We start from the raw sequence: 21,906 nt of genomic DNA, 5'->3' as shown, positions 1-21,906 counted from the left end.
AGGGCCGAGTCGCTGGGCCGAACGGCTGGTCGGCCTGAACGAGGTCCGGCCGGGGCTTCAGGGCGCCACGGCCGGGGTGGCCGGACGGGGTGACGCGGTGTCATCGCCCGGGCGGGGGTGCAGCACGGCCGCCGACGGCAGGAACGGTATCAGTCCCAAGTGCCCTCATCGCAACATCAACTGACGATATGTGGACGGGTGATGGCGATGGCGGAGGCGCCCGGAAGGAGTGTCCGCCGGCGGAACGTCGCAGCTCACGTCGGCCGCGGGCGGCGCTTGGACGGTGCGCGGACGACTCTCCGGGGGCCGGGAGAACCTCCCGGAGAGTCGTCAGGAACAGGTCAATTCACCGCCGCGCCGAACGTTCGCCCTCGTCCGACAGCCCGGTCCGACAGCCCGGTCCGCCGGTGCGCAGGTCCGTCGGTCGGTCGGTGTACAGGTCCGCCGGTCCGTCGGTGCGCAGCGCCGGTTCAGCCCGCCAGCGGTATCGGTACCACCTGCCCGCCGCCGATGGCCTGAAGCTCCACGGCGGCCTCCCGCTGGGACAGTTCGGTCCACGCCCAGCTCGCCAGGTCGGACAGCTCCGCCGACCACTGCTTGCCGTAGGTGCCGCAGGCGACCTGGCCGAGCCGCAGCCGCTGGACGTCCGAGGTCCCGGCCGGCGGGTAGACGTGGGTGGCGTCGCGCAGGTAGCGCTCGATGCTGAACTCGGTTTGCAGGCCCCGGGCGGCGTGGATCTCCATGGCGTTGCGCGCGGAGTCCAGCGCGTACTCGGTGTTGATGAGTTTGGCGTTCATCAGCTCGGCATCGCAGGCCTTGCCGTGGTCGAGCAGGTGCGAGGCGTGGTAGGCGGCCAGCTTGGCGGTCATCAGCCTGGACTGCATCTCGCCGAGCTTCAGCGCGATGTTGGGCAGGCGGCTGATCGGCTTGCCGTAGAGCACCCGCTCCTCGGCGAAGCGCGCGGTGTCCTCGACGATCGCGGTGTGGATCCCGAGCGCGACGGCGGCGAGGTTGAGCCGGCCGTAGAGGGTGGAGGAGGAGTAGGCGACGTCCAGGCCCTGGCCCTCCAGGCCCAGCCGGTTGCCGACGGGGATGCGGCAGTCCTCGAAGACGATCTCGCCGAAGCTGAAGCCGTGCAGGCCGCTCTGCGAGCCGAGTTCGCCGACGCGGAAGCCGGGGCGCTCGCTCTCGACCAGGAACGCGGACAGGCCCCTGCTGCCCTCGCCGGTGCGGAGGACCACGCCGTGCACGTCGCCGATGTGGGAGTTGCCGACGAACCACTTGCGGCCGTTGAGCACGTACTGGTCGCCCTCGCGGCGGGCGGTGCCGGACATGCCGAGCACGTGGCCGCCGCACTCCGGCTCCGTGACGGCGATGGTCGGCAGCGACTCGCCGGAGGCGAACCTCGGCAGCCACTTGCGCCGCTGGACGTCCGAGCCGAAGTGGATGACCTTGGCGACACCGAGCTGTGAGGCCTGTGCCACCGCGCCCATGGCGCCGCTGACCCGGGCGAGTTCCTCCACGATGACGGTCTTGGCGAGGTGTCCCAGCCCCAGTCCGCCGAATTCGCGCGGAATGGTCACCCCGATCCAGCCCCGCCGGGCGATCTCCCGCGACAGTTCGAACTCGACGGTCCGTTCGGCCTCCATTCGGGCCACGTGCGGGCGTACCTCCTTCTCCGCGAACTCCCGGACCTCCGCTCGGAGACTCTCGTGGCGCTCGTCGGTGAAGTAGTCCATCGCCATGCTGGGGTCCTCTCGTGTCAGTGGATGTGCCGTGCCTCCGTCCGTGCTGTCGAAGTCGCTCCAGCCGCTCCCCGGGGATGAGTGGGGGTTCGAGGTGGTGGCGGCCGACTGCCCCGTCGCAATCGGTGCATGCGGAACTCGGGGCGGCTTCCCAGGGGTTGGGAATGCCGCCCGTGTCTTCGGCAGGGCTCATTGTCGTATGGGCCTCCTGTGCTGACCCAGAGTCGATCTTGAATTGGCGGAAATCGGCCCGTCCTTACGCTGAGGAGTTTTGCCATGGCTCTGAGTGGGAAGTGATCTTGACCCGCCGCGGCAACCTGCTGAGCGGCCGCTCACATGCGGCTTTGACTGTCCATCAGCAACGGCGATGAGCCGGACCGGGAGCACCGAACCGCCCGGATGTCTGATTACATGTGCGCCATGACTGATGTGATGAGCACTCAAGGCCAGTTCCCGGGTGCCGCCGGGGAGTCCGAGCGGACCCGCAGGCTGCGCAGCCTTGGTCTCAACGAACCGTCCGCGGACGAGGCCTTCGACCGCTTCGCCCACCTGGCTGCCAGCATCACCCGCGCTCCCATCGCGATGGTCAACTTCATCAACGACGAGCGCCAGATGTTCCGGGGGCTCTACATTCCGCCAAACTCGAACGACGTCGCGGTCGACGACGGCGCTTCCTGGGCCGATCGGGGCATCGCCTTCGACCTGCCCACCCGTCAGATGCCGCTGAGTCACGGTTTCTGCCCGCACGTCGTCGCCCAGCGCTCCCCCCTCGCGCTCGACGACATCCTCGCCTACCCCCGGTTCTCCGGGAACCCGGTCGTCGACGAACTGGGCGTGCGCGCCTACCTCGGCGCCCCGCTCGTCGACGACACCAACACCGTCATCGGCACCGTCTGCGTCCTCGACCGGGAACCCCGGCAGTGGGGGCGCGAGCGGCTGCGCGACATCCAGCACCTCGCCGAGGCGCTGCTCTCCGAGATCCGGCTGCGCGACAACCTGCTCGCCCAGCAGCAGGAGATGTTCGCCGCCTTCGACGGCTCCCCGTTCCCCATCATGCTGACCGACGGCCCCGGTCAGGAGATCCGCTACGCCAACGCCCAGCACGCCGACACCTTCGGCGCCCCGGTGGCGTACGGCGCGATCGGCCTGGCCTACCCGCAGCTCGGCGCCGCCGGCCTCCAGCAGGCCATCGTCGAGGCCTACCACACCGGGCGCAGCACCGTCCTCAACGACGTCCGGATCCAGTCAGGCCGCCCCGACGCCCAGCGCGGCCAGCAGGTCTTCAGCTTCACCTGCACCCCGTTGCGGGCCGCGCGCACCGGCCAGGTCAACGGTGTCCTCACCGTCGGCATGGACGTCACCGCGCAGTCCCGCACGGAGGAGGAACTCGGCACGCTGGCCGCCCTGCTGGTCGACCGGCTCCAACAGAACGGCGCCACCCCCGTCGGCCGCCCGGGCATCGCCGGGGAGTCCGGACTCGTCCTGCCGAACTGAGCCGCCGACCCGCCGTCCGCGTGCGGCGTCGCCGTCCCGATCCGCACCACCGCCCGCCGATCCGCACCACCGCGCACCACCCACCACCGTGGCGGGGCGCCTCTCACCCCCGAGGAGAGGCTCCCCGCCACGGTGCCGTCCGGGTGCGGGCCCGAGCGGGTGAACCGTCCCCGCCCGCACCCCGGCCGCGTCCCGCCCGGCGGCCGCCGATGGTAGGCATGGGCCGCATGGACTGGTTCGCCGCCCCCGACCACTGGCTGAGCCGACTGCTCGTCCAACGCCTGCTCGCCGGCCTCTACCTGATCGGATTCCTCGCCGCCGCCGCACAGTTCCGCGCCCTCATCGGCAGCGACGGCATGCTGCCGGTGCCCCGCTTCACCGCCCGGGTCCCGTTCCGCCACGCGCCCGGACTGTTCCACCTCCACTACAGCGACCGCTTCTTCGCCGCCGTCGCCTGGAGCGGCGCCGCGCTCGCCGCCGCCGTGACCGCCGGACTCGGTGACGCCGTCCCGCTCTGGGCGTCCGTCCTGCTGTGGGCGGTGCTCTGGGGGCTCTACCTCTCGATCGTCAACGTCGGACAGACCTGGTACTCCTTCGGCTGGGAGTCGCTGCTGCTCGAAGCCGGCTTCCTCGCCGCCTTCCTCGGCAACGCCGACACCGCGCCGCCCACCCTGGTGCTCTGGCTGATGCGCTGGCTGGTCTTCCGGGTCGAGTTCGGCGCCGGACTGATCAAACTGCGCGGTGACCGCTGCTGGCGCGACCTCACCTGCCTGCGCTACCACCACGAGACCCAGCCCATGCCCGGGCCGCTCAGCTGGTTCTTCCACCACCTGCCCGACCCGCTGCACCGCGTCGAGGTCGCCGCCAACCACTTCGTCCAACTCGTCGTCCCCGTCGGACTCCTCCTCCCGCAGCCGGTCGCGAGCTACGCCGCCTGCGCCGTCGTCGCCACCCAGCTGTGGCTGATCGCCTCGGGCAACTTCGCCTGGCTCAACTGGCTCACGATCACGCTCGCCCTCGCCGCCGTCGACCCGGCCCGCGTCGGACTGCCCGTCCACGCCCGCGTCCACCCCGCCGCGCCCGTCTGGTTCGAGGCGCTGGTGATCGCCCTGACCGCGGCCGTCGCCGTCCTGAGCTACTGGCCGGTCCGCAACCTCGTCTCCCGCCGCCAGGCCATGAACCGCTCCTTCAACCGGCTGCACCTCGTCAACACCTACGGCGCCTTCGGCAGCATCAGCCGCATCCGCCAGGAGGTCGTCGTCGAAGGCACCGACGAACCGACCCTCACCCCGCACACCGTCTGGCACGAGTACGGCTTCAAGGGCAAACCCGGCGACGTGCGCCGTCTCCCGCGCCAGTACGCCCCCTACCACCTGCGGCTCGACTGGCTGATGTGGTTCGCCGGCATCTCACCCGCCTACGCCCGCCCCTGGTTCCTGCCCTTCGTCGCGCGCCTGCTCGCCGGCGATCCCGCCACGCTCCGCCTGCTGCGCCACAACCCCTTTCCCGGCACCCCGCCGACCCACGTCCGGGCGACCCTCTACCTCTACCGGTTCACCAGTTGGCGCGAACTGCGGGAAACCGGCGCATGGTGGCACCGCACCGCGCTCCACGAGTACCTCGCGCCGGTCGACCTCGCCTCCCTCGGCCGCGCCGGATACCGCCCACCCCTCGGCCGACGGCTCCGCGCCGTCCCGCTGGACCGGCCGCGGCGGCCCGGGGCCCGCCCGGGGGCCCCGCCCGCCCGGCCCGCCCGGCCCGACGGCCACGGGCCCCAGTACCCGTCCGGCCCAACGTCGCACCACCCGTGCGGCCCTCCCGGGTAGCGGCCAGGCGGGGGGTATGGCACACGACACCGGCCCGTCGGGCGGTGGGTGCGTGCAAGGCTCGAACGGGCACCCGTATTCTGGGCGTCCACAACCGGCGGCCCGCCCGCGCGCCCCCCAGCCCCGCCCCCGGGGCACCCCGCGCAACCGGTCCGCCGCCCCCTCGCCGCCAGCCCCGCCGTCGTCGCCCAGAACCGGACCTCACATGACAGTGCTTCACTCGCGCAACGCCGACGCAGCCGACCCGGCGGACGTCGCCGACGCCGCAGACGTCAAGGACCCCCAGGACGCCAAGGCCACCACGGCGGAGACCGACCTCCGCGAGGACCTCGGCCGCTACGCCGAACTCGGGGCCTTCACCCTCACCGCCGACACCCACGCCTGGTACGCGGCCGTCGACACCGTCGCCACCCCCGAGGACGCCCGGGCCGGCTCCACCGCCCTCGCCGAACTGCGTGGCCGCGACCTCCGCCAGACCTGGGACGCCGTCACCGTCCTCGCCGCCGACGCCAAGCTCGACGAACCCGACACCGTCGCCAAGGCCGCACTCCTCGTCGAGATGCTCCAGCGCGTCCACCGCACCTCCGCCACCCTCACCACCGCCGCCTACGACGCCGACCTCGGCGCCCTCGCCGCCGCCACCGCGGACGGCACCTGGCGCCGCGAGAACGGCGTCAAGCTCTCCTGGCTGCGCGCCCGCTCCCTGCGCAAGCAGGCCACGGCCCTCGCCGCCGACCGCCGCATCCGCCGCGAGGACCTGCACGAGGCACTCGCCTCCGCCGAGGTCGAGCGCCGCGCCTGGGCCGCCCTCGCCCCCGCCGGCACCCTGCCGGTCGTCCCCGCCGACGGCGCCCTGGTCGAGCGGACCGCCCAGGCCTTCGAGGCGATCAACACCGGACTGCGCGGCCTCGCCCGGCTGCTCCCCGACCACGACCTCGACGGGCTGGCCTTCGCCGAGCTCGTCGACCTCGTCGAGCGGCTCGCCGCGGACGAGGGCACGCTCTACCGCCTGCCCACCATCCGCGGGCTGCGCACCACCCTGGAGGAAGCCGGCCTCGGCGACCTGCTCACCGAACTCGCCGCCGCCCGGGCCGACCGCCGCGCCGCCGAAGCCGCGTTCGCCGCCCGCCAGGCCCTGGCCGGCGGCCAGCGTGATGGGCTCGCGGGGGAGGGCAGCGCCGTCGAGGTTCCGGCTTCGGTTCCGGTTCCGGCTTCGGTCGAGGAGACGGTGACCGACGCGGACGCGGAAGCGGAAGCAGACTCGGGCGAGGCTGAGGCCGTGGTCGAGACGGCCGAGGCAGCCGAGGAGGAGGTGACGGAGGAAGCCCCGTCCGCTGTCGTGGTCTCCCTCCCGGCACCGTCCCCGGCCGCCGACGACCTCGTGGCCGCCGCGACCGCCGCCCTGGCGGAGGCCGCGGAAACCACGGAGGCCGAGGCCGCCGTCGAGGTTTCCGCTGTCGAGGCCGTGGCCGACGCCAAGACCGAGGTCGAGCTTGCGGAGGAAGCTCCGCTCCTGGAGGACACGCCCGTCGTCGAGCCGGAGACGATCGAGCCGGCTGCGGAGCCTGAGACGGTTGCCGAGGTCGACGCGGTCGAGGTTCCCGTGGCCGAGGTCGAGGCCGTCGAGGAGGCGCCCGCCGTCGCCGTTGCGGAGCTGGTGGCCGAGGTCGAGGAAGCTGCGGAGCCTGAGACGGTTGCCGAGGTCGACGCGGTCGAGGTTCCCGTGGCCGAGGTCGAGCCGGTTGCTGAGCCCGCCGCTGTCGTGGAGCCGGTGGTCGAGGCTGAGCCGGTTGCTGAGCCTGCCGTTGTCGTAAAGCCGGTGGTCGAGGCTGAGGCCGTCGAGGACGCGCCCGCCGCTGTCGTCGTGGAGTCGGTTGAAGCGACCGAGGCCATTGAGGACGTGCAGCCGGTGGCTGAGGCCGAGGCCGTCGAGGAGGCGCCTGCTGTCGCCGTTGCGGAGCCGGTGGCTGAGGTGGAGTCGGCTGCGGAGCCCGAGACGGTCGCCGAGGTCGAGGTGGTCGAGGTTCCCGTGGCAGAGGCCGACGAGCCGGTGGCCGAGGTCGAGCCGGTTGCTGAGCCCGCCGCCGTTGCGGAGCCGGTGGCCGAGGTCGTCGAGGTCGTCGAGCCCGCGCCCGTCGCCGCCGGCCGGCCCGAGAAGCCGGACTTCACGCCCGGCCGGCCCGTGACCGCCTACTCGGCCGACGAGCTGCTCGCCGTCGTCCGGTGGGTGGACGGTGACGGTGTGAAGCGTACGGAGGAGGAACTGCTGCGGGCGGCGATGAAGGAGCTGGGCTTCGCCCGCCTCGGGCCGCGGATCAAGGAGGCGCTGGGCGCCGCCGTCACCGCCGCGCGGGGCTGACGTACCAGCGGGGAACAACGGCGAAGGGCCCGGGACGCGAGATCGCGTTCCGGGCCCTTCCGCCGTCCCGCTCGGGTTCGGGGGTTTGTCAGCCGGTCTTGGTCCACGGCTGGCCGGTCATCAGCGCCTTGACGTTGGCCACGTACCCCGGGTTGGGGATGACCAGGCTGCCGACGACCTGGCCGGTGGCCGGGTCGGTGACGGTGTTGTAGTGCACGTTGCCCGCCCCGGCGTTGTACGCGGAGATGACGAGGTCGAGCAGCGGCGTCTTGCCGGTGGCCGGGTCGGGGGAGAGGTCGTACTTGCCGTCGAAGGAGGAGTCGCCGTAGTAGGCGACCAGCCAGTCGAGCAGCTGGGTGCCGAGCTGGACGTTCCCGGGGAGGGTCTTCGCGTCGGAGGTGGTGCCGAACTTGCTGTTCATCCAGCTGATCGTGTTCGGCATGATCTGCATGGTGCCGATCCCGCCGTCGCAGGCGAGGATGCCGGACTGCCAGCCGCTCTCCTGCCAGGCGATCGCCTTGACCAGGTTGACGGGCAGCGGCGGGAGCTTGTCGGTGCCGCCGCTGCTGAGGTTGAGCGTGCGGGCCTGGCCGGCGGCGGTGGCGAGGGCCGCGCCGACGGCCTCCTTGGGCTCGTCGGGCTGGGGCTTGCTGGGCTGGCAGCTGCTCTGCAGCGGCGGGACGTGCGGGGTCGGCGGCGCGGGCGGCGGCGGGGGAGCGACCGGGCCGGGCTTGGCGACGGGCACGGGGGCCACGACGGCGGGCTTGGCGACCGGGGGCGGTGTGGTGGGAGCGGCGGGCGGGCTGCTCGGGGCGCCGGGCTTGGTGGCGGTCGGGGCCGGGGTGGTCGGGGCGGGCTTGCTGGACTTGCTCGCGGACGGGTTCGGGCTGTGGGAGGCGCTGGCCGTCGGGGAGGCGGTCGGCGTCGGGGTGGCGGTCGCGGACGGGCTCGCACTCGGCGTCTCGGTCGGCGTCCCGGTGGCGGCGACCGCCGTGGTGTCCGGCGCGCTGTTCTGGTGGTTGTCGGCGTGCTTGGTGCCGCAGCCGGCCAGGACGGCCGTCGAGACTGCTGCGGCCGACACCATGACCAGTGCTCTCCGGGATGCGCTGACTGCCACTGTGGTTCCCCCCACTCGTCACCGGCGGTCCCGGTGAGTGGCGGTCATCCTACGATGTGCCGTTCGAGCCCCGTACGAACGGGTGGTTCAACGCGTGCGCGAGGACCGTCGGCGCCGTCACCAGGGACGGTCCGTACCAGGTCAGGTGGCGTCCGCTGACCAGCGCCGCCGGGACGCCGGGGAACGCCTCGGGGCCGTCCTGTGCCGTGAAGCGGTACGGCTCGTCCGGGAGGACCACCAACCCGGGTCGGCAGGCGAGCAGTTCGGGCAGCGGGATGGCGGGGTAGCGCTCGGCGTGCCCGGCGTGGACGAGCCGGAGGCCGAGGTGGCGCAGCAGGTCCCCGGCGAAGGTGTCGCGGCCCAGAACCATCCACGGGCGGCGCCAGACCGGAACGATCGCCCGCGGGCCGTCCGGCGGGAGCCGGACCCGGGCCCACGCTGCCTCGGCCCGGTCCAGCCAGTCCGGGCGCGGGAGCGCGCAGGCGGCGGTGAGCAGCCGGTCGAGCGAGCGGAACGCGTCGTCCAGGGTGCGGATGTCGGTGACCCAGACCGGCAGGCCGGCCGCCCGCAGCGCGTCCAGGTCGGGGCGCCGGTTCTCCTCGTCGTTGGCGAGGACGAGGTCCGGGGCGAGGGCGAGGATGCCCGGCACGTCCGGGTTCTTGGTGCCGCCGATCCTGGTGACCGCCAGGTCGGCCGGATGGCTGCACCAGTCGGTGGCGCCGACCAGCAGCCCGGGTGCGGTGGCGGCGACCGCCTCGGTCAGTGACGGCACCAACGACACCACCCGGCGCGGCGGGCGCGGGCCGAACCGGACGGGGAGGTCGAGATCGTCCCGCAGGACGGTGGGATCGGCCATCCGGCCACCCTACGCCGGGGGTTCGCGGACGGGCGGCGAACGGGCAGCGGCCGGCGGGTGAACGGGAGCCGGGCGGTGCGGAAATCCCCGGGAACCCCCCGGACGGTCCGGCCGACTACCTGGTCCGGGTTCGCAGGACGGGCCCCGAGCACGATCACCGACCAGGAGAATTGTCATGCGCCCTCGCGTTGTCTGCGGAATCGCGGCCGCCGTCGCCCTGTTCGCCACGGCCTGCGGAAGCGGCGCCGGAAACGGCGCCGCAAACGGCGGCGGGGGAGGCGGAGAGCGCGGCGCGGCCGGCGCCGCCCAGACCGCCCCGGCCGGCGGCTACCCCGTCAAGGTGGCCGACTGCGCGGACCGCGAGTCCACCATCGCCAAGGCCCCCGCCAAGATCGTCACCAGCAACGCCGCCGCCCTGGAGATACTGCTCCAACTCGGCGCGGGCGACCGGGTGATCGGCACCGGCTTCCCGCCCGGCAAGGGCACTCTCCCGCCGGCCCTGGCCGAACAGGGCGCCAAGGTGCCGGTGCTCGGCGACAAGGCCATCCCCAAGGAGAAGCTGCTCGGCTCCGGCGCCGACCTGTACGTCGACACCTTCGGCGCGATGCCGATGATGGGCGGCGGCGCCACCGGGCCCAGCGAGGAGGAGTTCGCGGCGGCCGGCATCCAGCACGTCTACCTCCTCTCGACCGCCTGCGCCGGCACCCCCAAGGCCGCCAAGGCGCCGCGCACCGACCTGTCCGGGGTCGAGAACGACATCCGCCGCCTCGGCGCGGTCACCGGCACGGCCGCCCGTGCGGAGGAACTCGTCACCGGGATGGAGAAGCAGATCGGCGAGGTGCGCACCGCCCTCGCCGGCGTCGCGGAGGCGCAGCGGCCCGGCTACTTCGTCTTCGACTTCGACGCCGGCACCAAGCAGCCGGTGGCGGTCTGCGGCCGGCAGGTCGCCAACGCGGTGATCACCCAGGCCGGCGCCCGCAACGTGTTCGCCGACTGCGACGCCGACTTCAAGCCCGGCTCCTGGGAGGACGTCGTCGCCAAGAACCCGGACTGGATCCAGCTCGCCGTCCGCAACCGGGGCAGCGAGGAGGCCACCCGCAAGGCCTTCGACGACGCCGAGGCGTTCCTGCGTGGCTTTCCCGCGACCCAGGGTCTGAAGGCCGTCCAGGAGGGCCACTTCGTGCGGCTCGGCTCCGAGGTCACCACCATCGCGGGCGTGCGCAACGCCGACGCCGTCCGGCAGATCGCCGCCACCGTCCACCCCGACCTCGTCAAGAACGGGCAGTAGCCGGTGACGTCGGCCGTCTCCGCCGAACGGCGCGACGAGCCCCGCCCGGCCCGCACCCTGCGGGCCGGGCCGCTGGCCGTCGCGCTGACCGCCGCCCTGGTGCTCGCGCTGACCGCCGCCGTGTCGTTCGGCGCGGTGGACATCCCGCCCGGCGAGGTCTGGTCGGTGGTCGCCCACCACCTCACCGGGCGGGCCCCCGAACCCGGCACCCGCGACCTCATCGTCTGGCAGCTGCGCGTCCCGCGCGCCCTGCTGGCGGCGATGGTCGGGGCCGGGCTCGGCCTGGTCGGCACGGCCGTGCAGGCCCTGGTCCGCAACCCGCTCGCCGACCCCTACCTGCTCGGCATCTCCTCCGGCGCCTCCCTCGGGGCGGTCGCCGCGATCGTCCTCGGCACCTCGCTCGGCCTCGACCTCGCCTTCGGCAGCGCGCTCGGCCTCACCGTCTCCCTGGCGGCCTTCGCCGGCGCGCTCGCCGCGTTCTCCCTGGTCTGGCTGGCGGCCCGGCGCGGCGGCGGCTTCTCCCCGCTGCGCCTGGTCCTCGCGGGCATCGCCATCGCCCAGTTCCTCGGCGGCATCACCAGCTACCTCGTCCTGCAGACCCGCGACGAGCAGCAGACCCGTGGCGTGCTGTTCTGGCTGATGGGCAGTCTCGGCGGCGCCGTATGGGCCCAACTCGCCGTCCCCGCCGTCGCGGTGGCGCTCGGATTGGCCCTGCTCCAGGCCCGTGCCCGCGGGCTCAACGCGATGCTCATGGGCGACGAGACGGCCGCCGGGCTCGGCGTGGACGTCACCCGGCTGCGCCGGGAGGTCTTCGTCGTCACCAGCGTGCTGACCGGCGTGCTGGTCGCGGTCTCCGGCGCGATCGGCTTCGTCGGACTGATGGTGCCGCACGTCTGCCGTCTGCTCGTCGGCGGCGACCACCGGCGCCTGCTGCCGCTGTCCGCGCTCACCGGCGCGCTGCTGCTGGTCGTGGTCGACACCGTGGCCCGCACCGCGCTGGACGGCCAGGAACTGCCGATCGGCGTGGTCACCGCCGTCCTCGGCGCCCCCACCCTGCTCTACCTGCTGGACCGACGACTGGAGCGCACGTGAGGATCGCCGTCGAGGACCTGAGCGTCACCCTGTCCGGGCGGGCGGTGGTGGCCGGCGTCCACCTGGTCGCCGAGGAGGGGGAGATCGCCGGCCTGGTCGGGCCCAACGGCAGCGGCAAGTCCAGCCTGCTGCGCACCGTCTACCGGCACCTGCGGCCCAGCGCCGGGCGGGTGCTGCTGGCCGGGCGCGACCTGGCCGGGCTGCGCCCCGCGCAGTCCGCCCGGCACATCGCCGCGCTGCCGCAGGAGCGGGGCGGGGACTTCGAGTTGAGCGTCCGCGAAGTGGTCGCGATGGGCCGAACCCCCTACAAGCGGTCGTTCGCCGCCGACGACGCCGAGGACCACCGGATCACCGCCGACGCGCTGGCACGCGTCGGCATGGCGGACGCCGCCGACCGCCGCTTCGCCCAACTGTCCGGGGGCGAACGGCAACGGGTGCTGCTGGCCCGCGCGCTCGCCCAGCAGCCCGACGTCCTGGTGCTGGACGAGCCGACGAACCACCTGGACGTCCGCCACCAGGTCGAACTCCTCGCCCTGCTGCGGGACCAGCGCCGCACCACCCTGGTCGCGCTGCACGACCTCAACGCCGCCGCCTCCGTCTGCGACCGGCTGCACGTCCTGCACCGCGGCGCCCTGGTGGCCTCCGGGGCGCCGCGCGAGGTGCTGACCGCGGAGCTGCTGGCCGAGGTTTTCGGCGTCCGGGCCGCGGTGGTGGAACACCCGCTCACCGGCGACCCGTTGATCGCCTTCGACCACCGCACGCCGGCCGTCCCGACCGCCCCGGCCCCGGTGGAGGGTGCCGGGGCCGGGGCGGACGCTGGTGGGGCGGGGGTCGAGGGGGTGCAGGCTGCCGAGGTGGGGCCCGCGCGTCAGAACGCCTCGTAGTGGCTCGGCCGGCCGTCGAGTTCGACCAGCCGGCCGCGCTGCGCGGCGTCCTCGCTGCGCAGCAACTCCCAGTCCCCGTCGGCACGGTGGAGTACCGATGAGTGCCAGGGCGTCATCCAGGCGTCGGCGGCCTCCAGTAGCCGGATGCCGAACTTCGGCGCGCCCGCCGGTTGCGGGTGGATGGAGAGCCGGACCGACCGGGGGTGCTGCTCGGCGATCAACTCGCCCCAGGCGCGGCTGCGCTGGATCACCCCGTACGCGCGGCGGCGGCAGTCGCGTTGCAGGGCGGAGCGGGTGCCGGTGAAGCCGACGGTGTCGTCGGTCAGGAAGCGGGTGATGCCGCGGTAGAGCCGCAGGGTCTCCTCGTCCGTCAGCACCAGCTCGCGCAACTCCTCGACGCTCGGCGCGTACTGGGCGTGCACCCGGGCGCGTTTGTCGTCGTACGGCAGGTCGCCGAGGACGTCCCGCAGGTCGAAGGTGGCGAGGTGGGAGAGGTCCTCGCGTGCGATCATCGCCGTCAACTCGTCGGAGTACTCGTCGATGTGGTCGTCGGGGACGTGGACAAGGTCGCCGAAGATGTGGCCGTCCGAGCAGATCAGGATCCGCGCGCCGGGCTCGTAGTACCCGCTGATCTCCGCGCAGAGCCCGTCGAGGAAGGTGAGCGACAGTCGCTCGCCCTCGTCGGGCAGGTGACTGAGCACCTTCGCGGGATTCGGTGACTTGCAGGGGAAGCCGGGCAGGGTGAACAGGATCGGGTCGCCGGCGGTGATGAAGTCCGTCAACTGGGCTATCTGGAACGGGAAATGCTCGGGCCTGGCGTCCAGCCCCGGGTCGGAGGCGCGGCGGTGCGGCAGCAGCAGGCCGAGGATCCGGGCGGCGAGCCGCGCGGCGGACTGCGGGTCGGACTGCGGGTCGGCGCCGCCCCCGGTGTTCGCGGGCTCGGGCGCGGGTGTGGGCCCGGGTGCGGTGTGGTGGTGGCGGGTGGAAACGGTGCCGGCGGGCGGCATGGTGGTCCTCCGTGGAAGGTGGTGCGGGCGTGGAGCGGACGCCGGGTGGACGTCGGCGGGCGGCCGAGAAGTGTTCGTGCGGTGGCCGAGGGCCCCGGCTCAGACCCGCCGGTCATAGCCGACGGGCAGCCGGTTGACCCCGCGCGCCAGGACGGCGGGGATCCAGGCGAGGGAGTCCAGGCCCTCGCCGGGGGCCTCGGACGGGCGCAGCCCGGGCAGCCGGGTGAGCAGGGTGGCGATGGCGGTCTGGAGTTCGGCCCGGGCCAGGGCGGCGCCGGGGCAGTAGTGGATGCCGTGGCCGAAGGCGAGATGGGCGTTGGGCGTGCGGTCGAGGTCGAGGCGGTCCGCGTCCGGGAACCGCGTCTCGTCCCGGTTGGCGGCACACAGCGAGACGATCACCGAGTCGCCGGCCGGGACGGTGGTCCCGAACAGGTCTCCGTCCTCGGCGAGGAAACGCCAGGTGGTGAGCTCGAACGCGGCGTCGTGGCGCAGCAGTTCCTCCACCGCGCGGGCCAGCAGGCCGGGGTCGTGGGCGGGCCCCTCGGAGAGGGAGCCGCGCAGCCGGGCGAGCTGGTCGGGGTGGCGCAGCAGGGTGATCAGCATGGTGGTGATCTGGTTGGTGACCGGCTCCTGGCCCGCGACCAGCAGCTGGAACACCATGGAGTCGAGTTCCTCGCGGCTCAACTCGCCCGCGTCGTGGGCGGCGACGAGGCGGCCCAGCAGGTCGGCGCCGGCCGTGGCCGGGTCGTGCCGGTCGTGATCATCGGCGGGGTTCCCGGCGCGCTTGTGGGCGACGACGTCGGCGATGTACGTCTGGAGGCCGCGCAGCCGCGCCTCGTACGCCGGGCGACCCGGGTCGTGCGGGCCGACGGGCTGCACGACCTTGCCCCAGTCGCGGTCGAAGCGCATCGCCAACTCGGCCGGCAGACCGATCACTTCGGCGAGCACCCGGAACGGGAAGTGTGCCGCGAAGCCGGCCACCAGGTCGGCGCCGCCGGCCTCGGGCAGTTCGTCGACCAGTGCGTCGGCCAGCTCCCGGAAGCGCGGGCGCAACGACTCCACCCGGCGCGGCGCGAAGGCGTCCAGGACGAGCCTGCGCATCGTGGTGTGCTTGGGCGGGTCCTGGTGCAGCAGGTGGACCTGCAACTGGGAGTGCTGCGGCTCCGGCATGATCGACGCCAGCTTGCGCCAGTTCTCGTTACCCAGCGCGTGGTTCTTGCCGAACCGGGGGTCGTTGAGGGCCTCGTGGGCGGCCTGGTAGCCGGTGACCAGCCAGGCGTGGATGCCGCTCGGGAACTCCACCCGGTGCACCGGCCCGGCCTCGCGCATCCGCCGGTAGAGCGGGTACGGGTCGCTCTTGTACGCGGGGCCGTACAGCGGTACGGGGTCCGGGAGCTGGTCGTACCCGTACGGGCAGCGCGGCTCGTCCGCCGGGTGGGCCGGCGCCGGGTCGTGGACGGTGTCGGTCATCTGCGGTGTTCCTCCGGTCGTGCGGGCATGACGGGGTGCGGGCTCTGGGGGCACGGGCCCCGGGGTGCGGGCGAGGGGAGTCGGGGAGACGCGGTCCGGCGGTCTCAGGTCCGTGGACGGCGGTGCAGGGCGAGCAGGACCACGGCCGTCGCCGCGACCAGGGCGGCCATGGCGATACCCGCCCGGGTGCCGGTGGTGGCACGGTCGCCGGCCAGCGCGGCGGCGCCGGCCAGGGCCGGGCCGAGGGCGAAGCCCAGGCTGCGGGCCAGTTGGACGGCGGAGCCCGCGGTGGCGAGCTTCCCGGGGGGCGAGGCGGTCATCACCAGGGCCTGGGTGGGGCCGCCGTTGAGGCCCATCCCGACACCGGCCAGGGCGAGCCGCCAGGCGACGTCGGCCGCGGACCAGCCGGTGTCCAGCGGGACGAGCAGCGCCAGGCCGAGGGTGGTGACGGTGGCGCCGGCGAGCGCGGTCGGGCGGGCGCCCCAGCGGTCGGCCAGCCGCCCGCCGACCCGGCCGGCCAGCACCATGCCGAGCGGGAAGGCCAGCATGGTGAGCGCGGTGGCGGTGGCGCTCTCGCCACCCGGGCCGCGCAGGTGCTGGGCGAGCAGGTTGTGGCAGGCCGCGAAGCCGGCGGCGAGGGCCAGCACCGACGCGTTGACCCCGACGGTTCCGGCGGCCCGCAGCACCTCGGCGACCGGCCTGCCCCCGGGGCGGCGCAGCCAGACCAGCACCAGAGGGGCGGCGGGCAGCGCCAGCAGCAGCCACAGCGGTGCCTCCGGGGCCAGGGTCAGTGCGAGCAGCACGGCGGCGACGGCCGCGCCTATCAGGGCGGCGTCGCCGAGTGATGCCCGGTCGGGCGGGCGCAGGCGGCCCCGCCGCGGGGCGTACCGGCGCACGATCAGCACGGCGGCCAGACAGACCGGCAGCTTGATCAGGAAGACCGCCCGCCAGCCGAAGTGGTCCAGCAGCAGGCCGCCGATGACCGGCCCGGTGACGGCGCCGAGCGGGCCGAGCGTCGCCGGGACGCTCATCGCCCGTCCGCGGGACTCGGGGCGGACGGAGGTGGCGGCCAGCACCGGCATCAGGACGAACAGCACCGCGCCGAAGGCGCCCTGGAGCAGCCGGGCGGCGATCAGCCAGCCCGCCCAGGGGGCGAGGGAGGCCAGCACGCTGCACGCGGCGAAGCAGCTGACGGCGAGCAGCAGCGCCGAGCGGGTGCCCACCTGGTCCAGCCAGCGCCCGGCGGGCAGGAGGAGCGCCACCAGAGGGAGTTGGTAGCCGAGGGTGGCCCACTGGGCGACCCCGGCGGACACGTGCAGGCTGGCCGAGATGTCGGTGAGGGCCAGGTTGACCACGTTCATGTCGAGCATCGCGACGAACGAGAGCAGCCCGGCGGCCACGACCAGGATCCACCGGTCCGCTGCATCGGATTGACGGCTCGTCAGTGTGGCGGCGGCCAGTGGCTGTTGCGCTGCCATGGAGTCCCTCCGTTGCCCGGCTGCTGTCCCGGACACCGCCTCGGCGGCGGGGTCCGGTACAGCAGTCGGAGGCGCGGGGGCTCCAGTTCCGAACATGTGGGGGAATTTTCGGATGGGCGGACGGATGGGCGGGTGGGGGTGGCAGGTGGCGTGCGGCGGGCAGAAGACAACAGACAACTAACAACTGACAGATAACAGATTTCGAAATCTGTTATCTGTTAGTTGTCATCTGTTACCCGCCACCTGCCGTCCGTCCGCTCAGCAGGCCGCTGCGAGTTCCCCGCCCTCGGCCGCGCGGAGCCGGGCTATCAGCTCCTCCCGGGCGCGGGCGACTCGGGAGCGTACGGTGCCGATCGGGCAACCGGCGACCTCGGCCGCCTCGGCGTAGCTCAGGCCGACCACCTGGGTGAGCACGAAGGCCTCCCGCCGCTGGGCGGGCACCCGGTCGAGCAGGTCCCCGAGCGCGACGCCGTCCTCGAACCCGGCCGCCGGTTCGGCCCCCTGCCGCTCCGCCGCCTCCTGCCAGTCCGGCAGCGCCGCGCAGCGCGGTCGGGCGGCGGCCGTCCGGTACCGGTCGATCACCGTGCGCCGGGCGATCGACAGCAGCCAGGTGCGGGCCGAGGAGCGGCCGGCGAACGCGGGCAGGCCGCGCAGCGCGCGCAGGAAGGTCTCCTGTGCGAGGTCGTCGGCGGACTGGACGTCGGTGAGGTGCGCGACGAACCGCCAGACGTCCCGCTGGGTGGCACGGACGAAGGCCTCGACGTCCGGGGCCCGGCCCGCGCGGGCGGTCAGCGCGAGCGCGGTGAGCTGCTCGTCATCCACGGCGGCCTCCCACCCGGCTGGTCCCACCGCGAGGATAGTGCGGGACGATGGTCGTATGAGATGCGCGCAGTTCCGTACCGCCCTGTCGGCCCGGCTCGACGGCGAACCGACCGGACTGCCGGTTGGCCGGCTGGACGGGCACGTCGCGCGCTGCGCCGGCTGCCGGGCGTGGCTGGAGCGGGCCGAGCAACTGCGCGGCCGCGTCCGGGTGAGCGCCGCCGCCGGCCCGTCGGAGGAGTGGTCGGCCCGCCTGCTGGACGGGCTCGGCGTGAGGGGGCTCGGGGGCGGTCAGGCTCCGGACGGGCCGGAGGCCGTGGAGCGGTAGGACGGTGGCGCCGGCCCAAGCCGGTGCGCCGTCGTAGTCAGGCATGCGAAGGTCCTGAGGGGAGGGCTGGGAGCGGCGCCACCCGAGGCGGCGCCGCCGGCGGTCCATGGGACTTCCGCGCGGCCCACGGCGCCTCCACGGAGGAGACGGCGGGCGGGCGCGGGCCCGGGCCCTGGCGGCACGGCGGCGAAGGCACGGCCGAGCGGCAGGGCGACCTGCCCGCCGAGCGAACCCCGTGGGCCCTGCGGTCCCCGGCGGCGGTGGGCTGCCGGGGCGGTGGGCGGAGGAGTGGGGGCGGCGGGCGCGTCAGCAGGCGAGGGCGAGCGCCGGCGGGCCGCGCCGGACCACGGCATGGGTGAGCAGCACCGACCGGGATGGCCGGGTCCGGCCGCCGGTGGGCCGGGGCGCAGTCGGCGGGCGGTAGCCGAAGGGGCGCGCGAACAGCGCCAACAGCGGGAGCACCAGCACTCCCGCGACCACGGTGCCGAGCGCGCCGAGCAGGTCGAAGAGCCGGACCAGCGCGGCGTCCCCGCGCCACAGCAGCAGCGCGCAGGCCAGCGCGGCGAGCGCGTGGGCGGCGATCATCCCGAGGGACATCCCGTGCGCCATCCCGTGTGCCATGCCGTGTGTCGTCCCGGAGGGCATCCCCGCCATCCCGGCCACGTCCAGCGCCGTCCCATCGGCCGAAGCCGAAGCCGAAGCCGAAGCCGAAGCCGAAGCGGACGCGGAGACCGACATGGAGACCGACGCGGACGTGGGTACCGATACCGATACCGGGGCGGAAACCACACCCGCCGCCGCCGTCCCGTGGTGCATGCCAGCCATGGCGTGCAGGCCGTTGGCGGCGGGCGGGACGTCCGGGTCGAGGCCCGCCATCCGGGCCAGCTCGACGGGGGAGAGCCCGCCGGGGATCCGCTCGGGGTTGCAGAGCAGCAGCGAGGCCCAGTCCGTGGTGGCGAGCCGGCCGAGACCGCCGCCTCCCCGCCCGAGCGCCGCGGCCTGTTCGAACAGCAGGTGCAGCGCGCTCTGCGCCGCGACCATCCAGGCGCTGATCGCGCCGAGCCCGCGCCGCTTGCCGGCGAGCAGCCAGGTCAGACCGAGGACGGCCCCGAACGCGCCGGCCAGCACCGGCGGTGAGACCCCGGCTCCGGCCATGGCGACGTGCGCCGCGGCGGCCAGCGCCACGCACAGCGCGGCGAAGACCACGGCGCGCAGCAGGCGGATCCGGTCGGTCATCACGATGGCACTCATCGTCGCACCCGTCCCGCCCGGCCCGGACCGCACCCTCCGGTATTGGCCGGTTCCACCCCGTGAGACCATGCCCGGCCCCGTGCCGCCGCGCGTCGAGACGCCCGGTCCGGCCGCCGCACCAACCCGTTCGTACGACCATCGACGCGGTTTGACATCGCTCCCCGCTTGCTCACTAAATGTGCACACCCCGGTACCGATGGTGGCCGCCGGGCGGACCCCGAACGCGAAGCAGGAGGCCCGGCCATGGAGACCTCGACCGGCTTGGCGGCCCCCGCCGCCGACCTCGCCGACCCCCGCTTCTGGCAGCTGCCCGCCCCCGCCCGCGCGGCCGCCTTCGCCGAACTGCGCCGACTCCCCGCGCCGGTGTTCTTCGGAGATCCCGCCACCGGCCGGGGCTTCCACGCGCTGGTCCGCCACGCCGACGTGGTCGAGGCCAGCCGCACCCCCGCGGTGTTCCTCAGCGGCCCCGGCGTCACCACCCCGGAACCGCCCCGCTGGGTCCGGCTGGTGTTCGGCGACTCGATGGTCAACCTCGACGACCCCCGGCACGCCCAGCTGCGCAGGATCGTCTCGCGAGCCTTCACCCCCCGGCTGCTCGGCCAGGTCGAGGAGGACATCCGCCGCGTCGCCACCCGCCTGGTCGACGACGTCGAGCGGAGGCGGCCGGAGGACTTCGTCACCTCCGTGGCCGCCGAGCTCCCCTTCCAGGTGATCTGCACCATGATGGGGATCCCGGAACACCCGCGCCGAATGATCCTGGACCAGGTCAACCACGCTTCCGAGAACATCGGCGTGGCCCGCCCGCTGCGCCGCCGGATCCGGATGCCCGGGCGCGGGCTGCTGGCGCTGGCCCGCATGCAGGGCATGGTCGCCTCGATCGGCCGTGAGCGCCGCCGCAGGCCCACCGAGGACCTGATCTCCGCCCTGGTCACCGCCGACGTGGACGGCCGTCGGCTCACCGGACGCGAGCTCGGCGCGTTCTTCTCCCTGCTGCTGGTGGCCGGAGTGGAGACCACCCGCAACGCGCTCGCCCACGGCCTGCACCTGCTGACCGCGCACCCGGAGCAGCGCGCCCTGCTGCTCGCAGACCTCGACGGGGGGCTCGGCGGTGCGGTCGACGAGATCATCCGCCACGCCACGCCGATCATCCACTTCCGCCGGACCCTCGCCGTCGACCACGAGCTCGGCGGCCCCGGGGGCCCGCTGCTGCGCGCGGGAGAGAAGGTCGCACTGTTCTTCGGCTCGGCCAACCGGGACGAGACGGTCTTCCCCGACCCGGACGCGTTCGACATCACCCGCACGCCCAACCCCCACCTCGGCTTCGGCGGCGGAGGGCCGCACTACTGCATCGGGGCGCACCTGGCCCGGCAGGAGATGAAGGTGCTGTTCCGCGAGCTGTTCGCCCGGCTGCCCGAGGTGCGGTCGGTCGGCGAGCCGGACATCGTTCCGTCCAACTTCGACCACCGGGTCCGGTCGCTGCGCTTCACGTTCTGAACCGTCCGAGCCCTCCGAGCCCTCCGAGCCCTCCGAGCCCTCCGAGCCCTCCGAGCCCTCCGAGCCCTCCGAGCCCTCCGAGCCCTCCGAGCCCTCCAGCCCTCCGAGCCCCCGTTCGCGCCCTACCCGCCGATCGGCAGCCCCCGGTCGGCCTTCACCTGCTTCATCGTCAGATGGGAGTTGACCTGCGCGATCCCCGGCAGGCCGGAGAGCACGTCGGTGATGAAGCGCTCGTACGCGGCGATGTCGGCCACCGCGATGCGCAGCAGGTAGTCGGGTTCCCCGAAGAGGCGGTGCGCCTCCACCACTTCCGGCAGCTCCGCCACCCGGCGTTCGAACTCGGCGACCGTCACCTGATCCTCGTGACGCATGGTGATCGTGACGAAGGGTTGGAAGCCGCGTCCGACCGTCGTGCCGTCCAGGAGCGCGCGGTAGCCGCGGATCACGCCGTCCTGCTCCAGTTGTCGGACCCGGCGCAGGCAGGGGGAGGGGGTGAGGTCCACCCGGGCGGCCAGGTCGGCGTTGGTCAGGCGGCCGTCCTGCTGGAGCTCGCGGAGGATTCTGCGGTCGATTCGGTCCATGGCGCAATATTCTGCCAAAACGCGGGCCGGGCGAGCAGGAAGTGGCCATCGCGTGCCAGGGCTATCCGGCTACCTTCAGTGACCGAACGCACCGGACAGGTGCCGCGAGGATCACCGGACCAACGGCCGGGACCCGCCCGAACGAGCACGACAGGTCACCGCCACCCATGGACACCCACGCCCTCCTCCTCTTCCTCGGAGTCGACCTGCTGCTGGTCTGCACACCGGGGCCCGACTGGCTCTACATCGCCGCCCGGGGCCTCGGCCAGGGCCGGCGCGCCGCCTTCACCGCGGTCGGCGGCGTCTGCGCCGGCTACGCCGTCCACACCCTGCTCTCCAGCGCCGGCCTGGCCGCCGCGCTGCGTGCCGTCCCCGCCGCTCTGCCCGTCCTGCGCCTCACCGGCGCCGCGTACCTGCTGGTGCTGGCCGTCACCATGCTGCTCGCGCTGCGCAAGGGCGGGGGCGCCACGGCCCTCACCGAGCCCAAGCCGCAGCCCACCGCGACCGTGCTGCGCCAGAGCATGCTGACCGCCCTGCTCAACCCCAAGGGGCTGCTGCTCTACCTCTCCCTGGTGCCGCAGTTCGTCGAGCCGGGCGCCGCGCTGCCGGTCGGCGGGCAGGTGCTCGCCCTCGGCTCGCTCAACGTGCTGGCCTGCGCCGTCGTGTACGGGCTGGTCGCGCACGCCAGCGGACGCCTGGGCGGACGGCTCGGCGGCACCCCGCGCGCGGCGCGCCGGATGACCCTCGTCTCGGCGGTGCTGCTGATGCTGGTGGCGGGCGTCACGGCGAGCGCCTGAGAACGGGAGCACAATGCCGG

At 74.0% G+C, this 21,906-nt stretch carries 18 protein-coding genes; 9 read left to right on the top strand and 9 right to left on the bottom strand.

What is annotated here, in order from left to right; translation table 11 throughout:
- Window positions 1-470: 470 nt before the first annotated feature.
- Window positions 471-1,745, bottom strand: coding sequence for an acyl-CoA dehydrogenase family protein (locus tag ACIO9K_RS01785; RefSeq protein WP_400326053.1), 1,275 nt, complete (start codon window positions 1,743-1,745; stop codon window positions 471-473).
- 420 nt (window positions 1,746-2,165) lie between these two features.
- Here ACIO9K_RS01785 and ACIO9K_RS01780 point away from each other — a divergent pair, with 420 nt between their 5' ends.
- From ACIO9K_RS01780 to ACIO9K_RS01770, 3 genes are all read left to right on the top strand, one after another.
- Window positions 2,166-3,239 carry a GAF domain-containing protein gene (locus tag ACIO9K_RS01780; protein WP_363579553.1) on the top strand — a complete coding sequence of 358 codons (1,074 nt, stop codon included), beginning with the start codon at window positions 2,166-2,168 and terminating at the stop codon, window positions 3,237-3,239.
- A 227-nt stretch (window positions 3,240-3,466) separates the two neighbouring features.
- Window positions 3,467-5,065 (top strand): lipase maturation factor family protein, encoded by a 1,599-nt coding sequence (locus ACIO9K_RS01775; protein ID WP_400326636.1) that lies wholly within the window; start codon window positions 3,467-3,469, stop codon window positions 5,063-5,065.
- Window positions 5,066-5,270: 205 nt separating this feature from the next.
- Window positions 5,271-7,424, top strand: coding sequence for a hypothetical protein (locus tag ACIO9K_RS01770; protein WP_400326050.1), 2,154 nt, complete (start codon window positions 5,271-5,273; stop codon window positions 7,422-7,424).
- 88 nt (window positions 7,425-7,512) lie between these two features.
- On the opposite strand, the gene ACIO9K_RS01765 is transcribed toward ACIO9K_RS01770, so the two are convergent.
- A complete protein-coding gene (locus ACIO9K_RS01765) occupies window positions 7,513-8,541 on the bottom strand; it encodes a transglycosylase SLT domain-containing protein (RefSeq protein ID WP_363579549.1) in 1,029 nt (342 codons plus the stop codon).
- Between the two features lie 49 nt (window positions 8,542-8,590).
- Window positions 8,591-9,397, bottom strand: coding sequence for a helical backbone metal receptor (locus tag ACIO9K_RS01760; RefSeq protein WP_400326046.1), 807 nt, complete (start codon window positions 9,395-9,397; stop codon window positions 8,591-8,593).
- A 175-nt stretch (window positions 9,398-9,572) separates the two neighbouring features.
- On the opposite strand from ACIO9K_RS01760, the gene ACIO9K_RS01755 reads away from it, so the two are divergent.
- Genes ACIO9K_RS01755 through ACIO9K_RS01745 form a run of 3 tightly spaced genes read left to right on the top strand, consistent with a single transcriptional unit; the run spans window position 9,573 to window position 12,661 of the window.
- On the top strand, window positions 9,573-10,685 hold the full coding sequence (locus tag ACIO9K_RS01755) for an ABC transporter substrate-binding protein (RefSeq protein WP_363616495.1): 1,113 nt from the start codon (window positions 9,573-9,575) through the stop codon (window positions 10,683-10,685).
- A gap of 3 nt (window positions 10,686-10,688) precedes the next feature.
- Window positions 10,689-11,777: an iron ABC transporter permease gene (locus tag ACIO9K_RS01750; protein ID WP_363616497.1), complete on the top strand. Its 1,089-nt coding sequence runs from the start codon at window positions 10,689-10,691 to the stop codon at window positions 11,775-11,777.
- Window positions 11,774-12,661, top strand: coding sequence for an ABC transporter ATP-binding protein (locus ACIO9K_RS01745; protein ID WP_363616499.1), 888 nt, complete (start codon window positions 11,774-11,776; stop codon window positions 12,659-12,661). The genes ACIO9K_RS01750 and ACIO9K_RS01745 overlap by 4 nt, the downstream gene beginning before the upstream one ends.
- Here ACIO9K_RS01745 and ACIO9K_RS01740 read toward each other — a convergent pair.
- The 4 genes from ACIO9K_RS01740 to ACIO9K_RS01725 all read right to left on the bottom strand — a co-directional run bounded on the left by ACIO9K_RS01740 (window position 12,646) and on the right by ACIO9K_RS01725 (window position 17,438).
- Window positions 12,646-13,668: an isocyanide synthase family protein gene (locus ACIO9K_RS01740; protein ID WP_363616501.1), complete on the bottom strand. Its 1,023-nt coding sequence runs from the start codon at window positions 13,666-13,668 to the stop codon at window positions 12,646-12,648. The two genes, ACIO9K_RS01745 and ACIO9K_RS01740, sit on opposite strands and share 16 nt — an antisense overlap.
- A 99-nt stretch (window positions 13,669-13,767) precedes the next feature.
- Entirely contained in the window at window positions 13,768-15,138 is a 1,371-nt protein-coding gene (locus ACIO9K_RS01735; protein WP_400326041.1) for a cytochrome P450, read from the bottom strand.
- Between the two features lie 104 nt (window positions 15,139-15,242).
- Window positions 15,243-16,616: an MFS transporter gene (locus tag ACIO9K_RS01730; RefSeq protein WP_400326039.1), complete on the bottom strand. Its 1,374-nt coding sequence runs from the start codon at window positions 16,614-16,616 to the stop codon at window positions 15,243-15,245.
- A 258-nt stretch (window positions 16,617-16,874) separates the two neighbouring features.
- Entirely contained in the window at window positions 16,875-17,438 is a 564-nt protein-coding gene (locus tag ACIO9K_RS01725; protein WP_363579536.1) for a sigma-70 family RNA polymerase sigma factor, read from the bottom strand.
- Window positions 17,439-17,493: 55 nt separating this feature from the next.
- On the opposite strand from ACIO9K_RS01725, the gene ACIO9K_RS01720 reads away from it, so the two are divergent.
- Complete coding sequence (locus ACIO9K_RS01720; RefSeq protein ID WP_363579534.1) at window positions 17,494-17,763, top strand: zf-HC2 domain-containing protein; 270 nt, start codon at window positions 17,494-17,496, stop codon at window positions 17,761-17,763.
- A 306-nt stretch (window positions 17,764-18,069) separates the two neighbouring features.
- Here ACIO9K_RS01720 and ACIO9K_RS01715 read toward each other — a convergent pair whose 3' ends face one another.
- Window positions 18,070-19,014, bottom strand: a complete 945-nt coding sequence (locus tag ACIO9K_RS01715) for a hypothetical protein (RefSeq protein WP_400326034.1) — start codon at window positions 19,012-19,014, stop codon at window positions 18,070-18,072.
- A 243-nt stretch (window positions 19,015-19,257) separates the two neighbouring features.
- Here ACIO9K_RS01715 and ACIO9K_RS01710 point away from each other — a divergent pair, with 243 nt between their 5' ends.
- Window positions 19,258-20,508, top strand: a complete 1,251-nt coding sequence (locus ACIO9K_RS01710; RefSeq protein WP_363616509.1) for a cytochrome P450 — start codon at window positions 19,258-19,260, stop codon at window positions 20,506-20,508.
- 122 nt (window positions 20,509-20,630) lie between these two features.
- Here the strand turns inward: ACIO9K_RS01710 and ACIO9K_RS01705 are convergent, their stop codons facing one another.
- Window positions 20,631-21,089 carry an Lrp/AsnC family transcriptional regulator gene (locus ACIO9K_RS01705; RefSeq protein ID WP_363616511.1) on the bottom strand — a complete coding sequence of 153 codons (459 nt, stop codon included), beginning with the start codon at window positions 21,087-21,089 and terminating at the stop codon, window positions 20,631-20,633.
- Between the two features lie 167 nt (window positions 21,090-21,256).
- Between ACIO9K_RS01705 and ACIO9K_RS01700 the strand changes: the two genes are divergently transcribed.
- Complete coding sequence (locus tag ACIO9K_RS01700; RefSeq protein ID WP_363579528.1) at window positions 21,257-21,886, top strand: LysE family translocator; 630 nt, start codon at window positions 21,257-21,259, stop codon at window positions 21,884-21,886.
- Window positions 21,887-21,906 lie beyond the last annotated feature (20 nt).

The sequence above is a fragment of the Kitasatospora sp. NPDC087271 genome, from assembly GCF_044744605.1.
Taxonomy (GTDB): Bacteria; Actinomycetota; Actinomycetes; order Streptomycetales; family Streptomycetaceae; genus Kitasatospora.
The sequence above is the reverse complement of the archived record's forward strand: the minus strand, read 5'-3'. Positions and strand labels throughout refer to the sequence as shown.

Coding starts and splice junctions, on each gene's coding strand:
- ACIO9K_RS01705 (WP_363616511.1), bottom strand. CDS start 21,089: ATGGACCGAATCGACCGCAGAATCCTCCGCGAGCTCCAGCAGGACGGC.
- ACIO9K_RS01755 (WP_363616495.1), top strand. CDS start 9,573: ATGCGCCCTCGCGTTGTCTGCGGAATCGCGGCCGCCGTCGCCCTGTTC.
- ACIO9K_RS01780 (WP_363579553.1), top strand. CDS start 2,166: ATGACTGATGTGATGAGCACTCAAGGCCAGTTCCCGGGTGCCGCCGGG.
- ACIO9K_RS01785 (WP_400326053.1), bottom strand. CDS start 1,745: ATGGCGATGGACTACTTCACCGACGAGCGCCACGAGAGTCTCCGAGCG.
- ACIO9K_RS01710 (WP_363616509.1), top strand. CDS start 19,258: ATGGAGACCTCGACCGGCTTGGCGGCCCCCGCCGCCGACCTCGCCGAC.
- ACIO9K_RS01715 (WP_400326034.1), bottom strand. CDS start 19,014: ATGAGTGCCATCGTGATGACCGACCGGATCCGCCTGCTGCGCGCCGTG.
- ACIO9K_RS01770 (WP_400326050.1), top strand. CDS start 5,271: ATGACAGTGCTTCACTCGCGCAACGCCGACGCAGCCGACCCGGCGGAC.
- ACIO9K_RS01720 (WP_363579534.1), top strand. CDS start 17,494: ATGAGATGCGCGCAGTTCCGTACCGCCCTGTCGGCCCGGCTCGACGGC.
- ACIO9K_RS01730 (WP_400326039.1), bottom strand. CDS start 16,616: ATGGCAGCGCAACAGCCACTGGCCGCCGCCACACTGACGAGCCGTCAA.
- ACIO9K_RS01735 (WP_400326041.1), bottom strand. CDS start 15,138: ATGACCGACACCGTCCACGACCCGGCGCCGGCCCACCCGGCGGACGAG.
- ACIO9K_RS01740 (WP_363616501.1), bottom strand. CDS start 13,668: ATGCCGCCCGCCGGCACCGTTTCCACCCGCCACCACCACACCGCACCC.
- ACIO9K_RS01760 (WP_400326046.1), bottom strand. CDS start 9,397: ATGGCCGATCCCACCGTCCTGCGGGACGATCTCGACCTCCCCGTCCGG.
- ACIO9K_RS01700 (WP_363579528.1), top strand. CDS start 21,257: ATGGACACCCACGCCCTCCTCCTCTTCCTCGGAGTCGACCTGCTGCTG.
- ACIO9K_RS01775 (WP_400326636.1), top strand. CDS start 3,467: ATGGACTGGTTCGCCGCCCCCGACCACTGGCTGAGCCGACTGCTCGTC.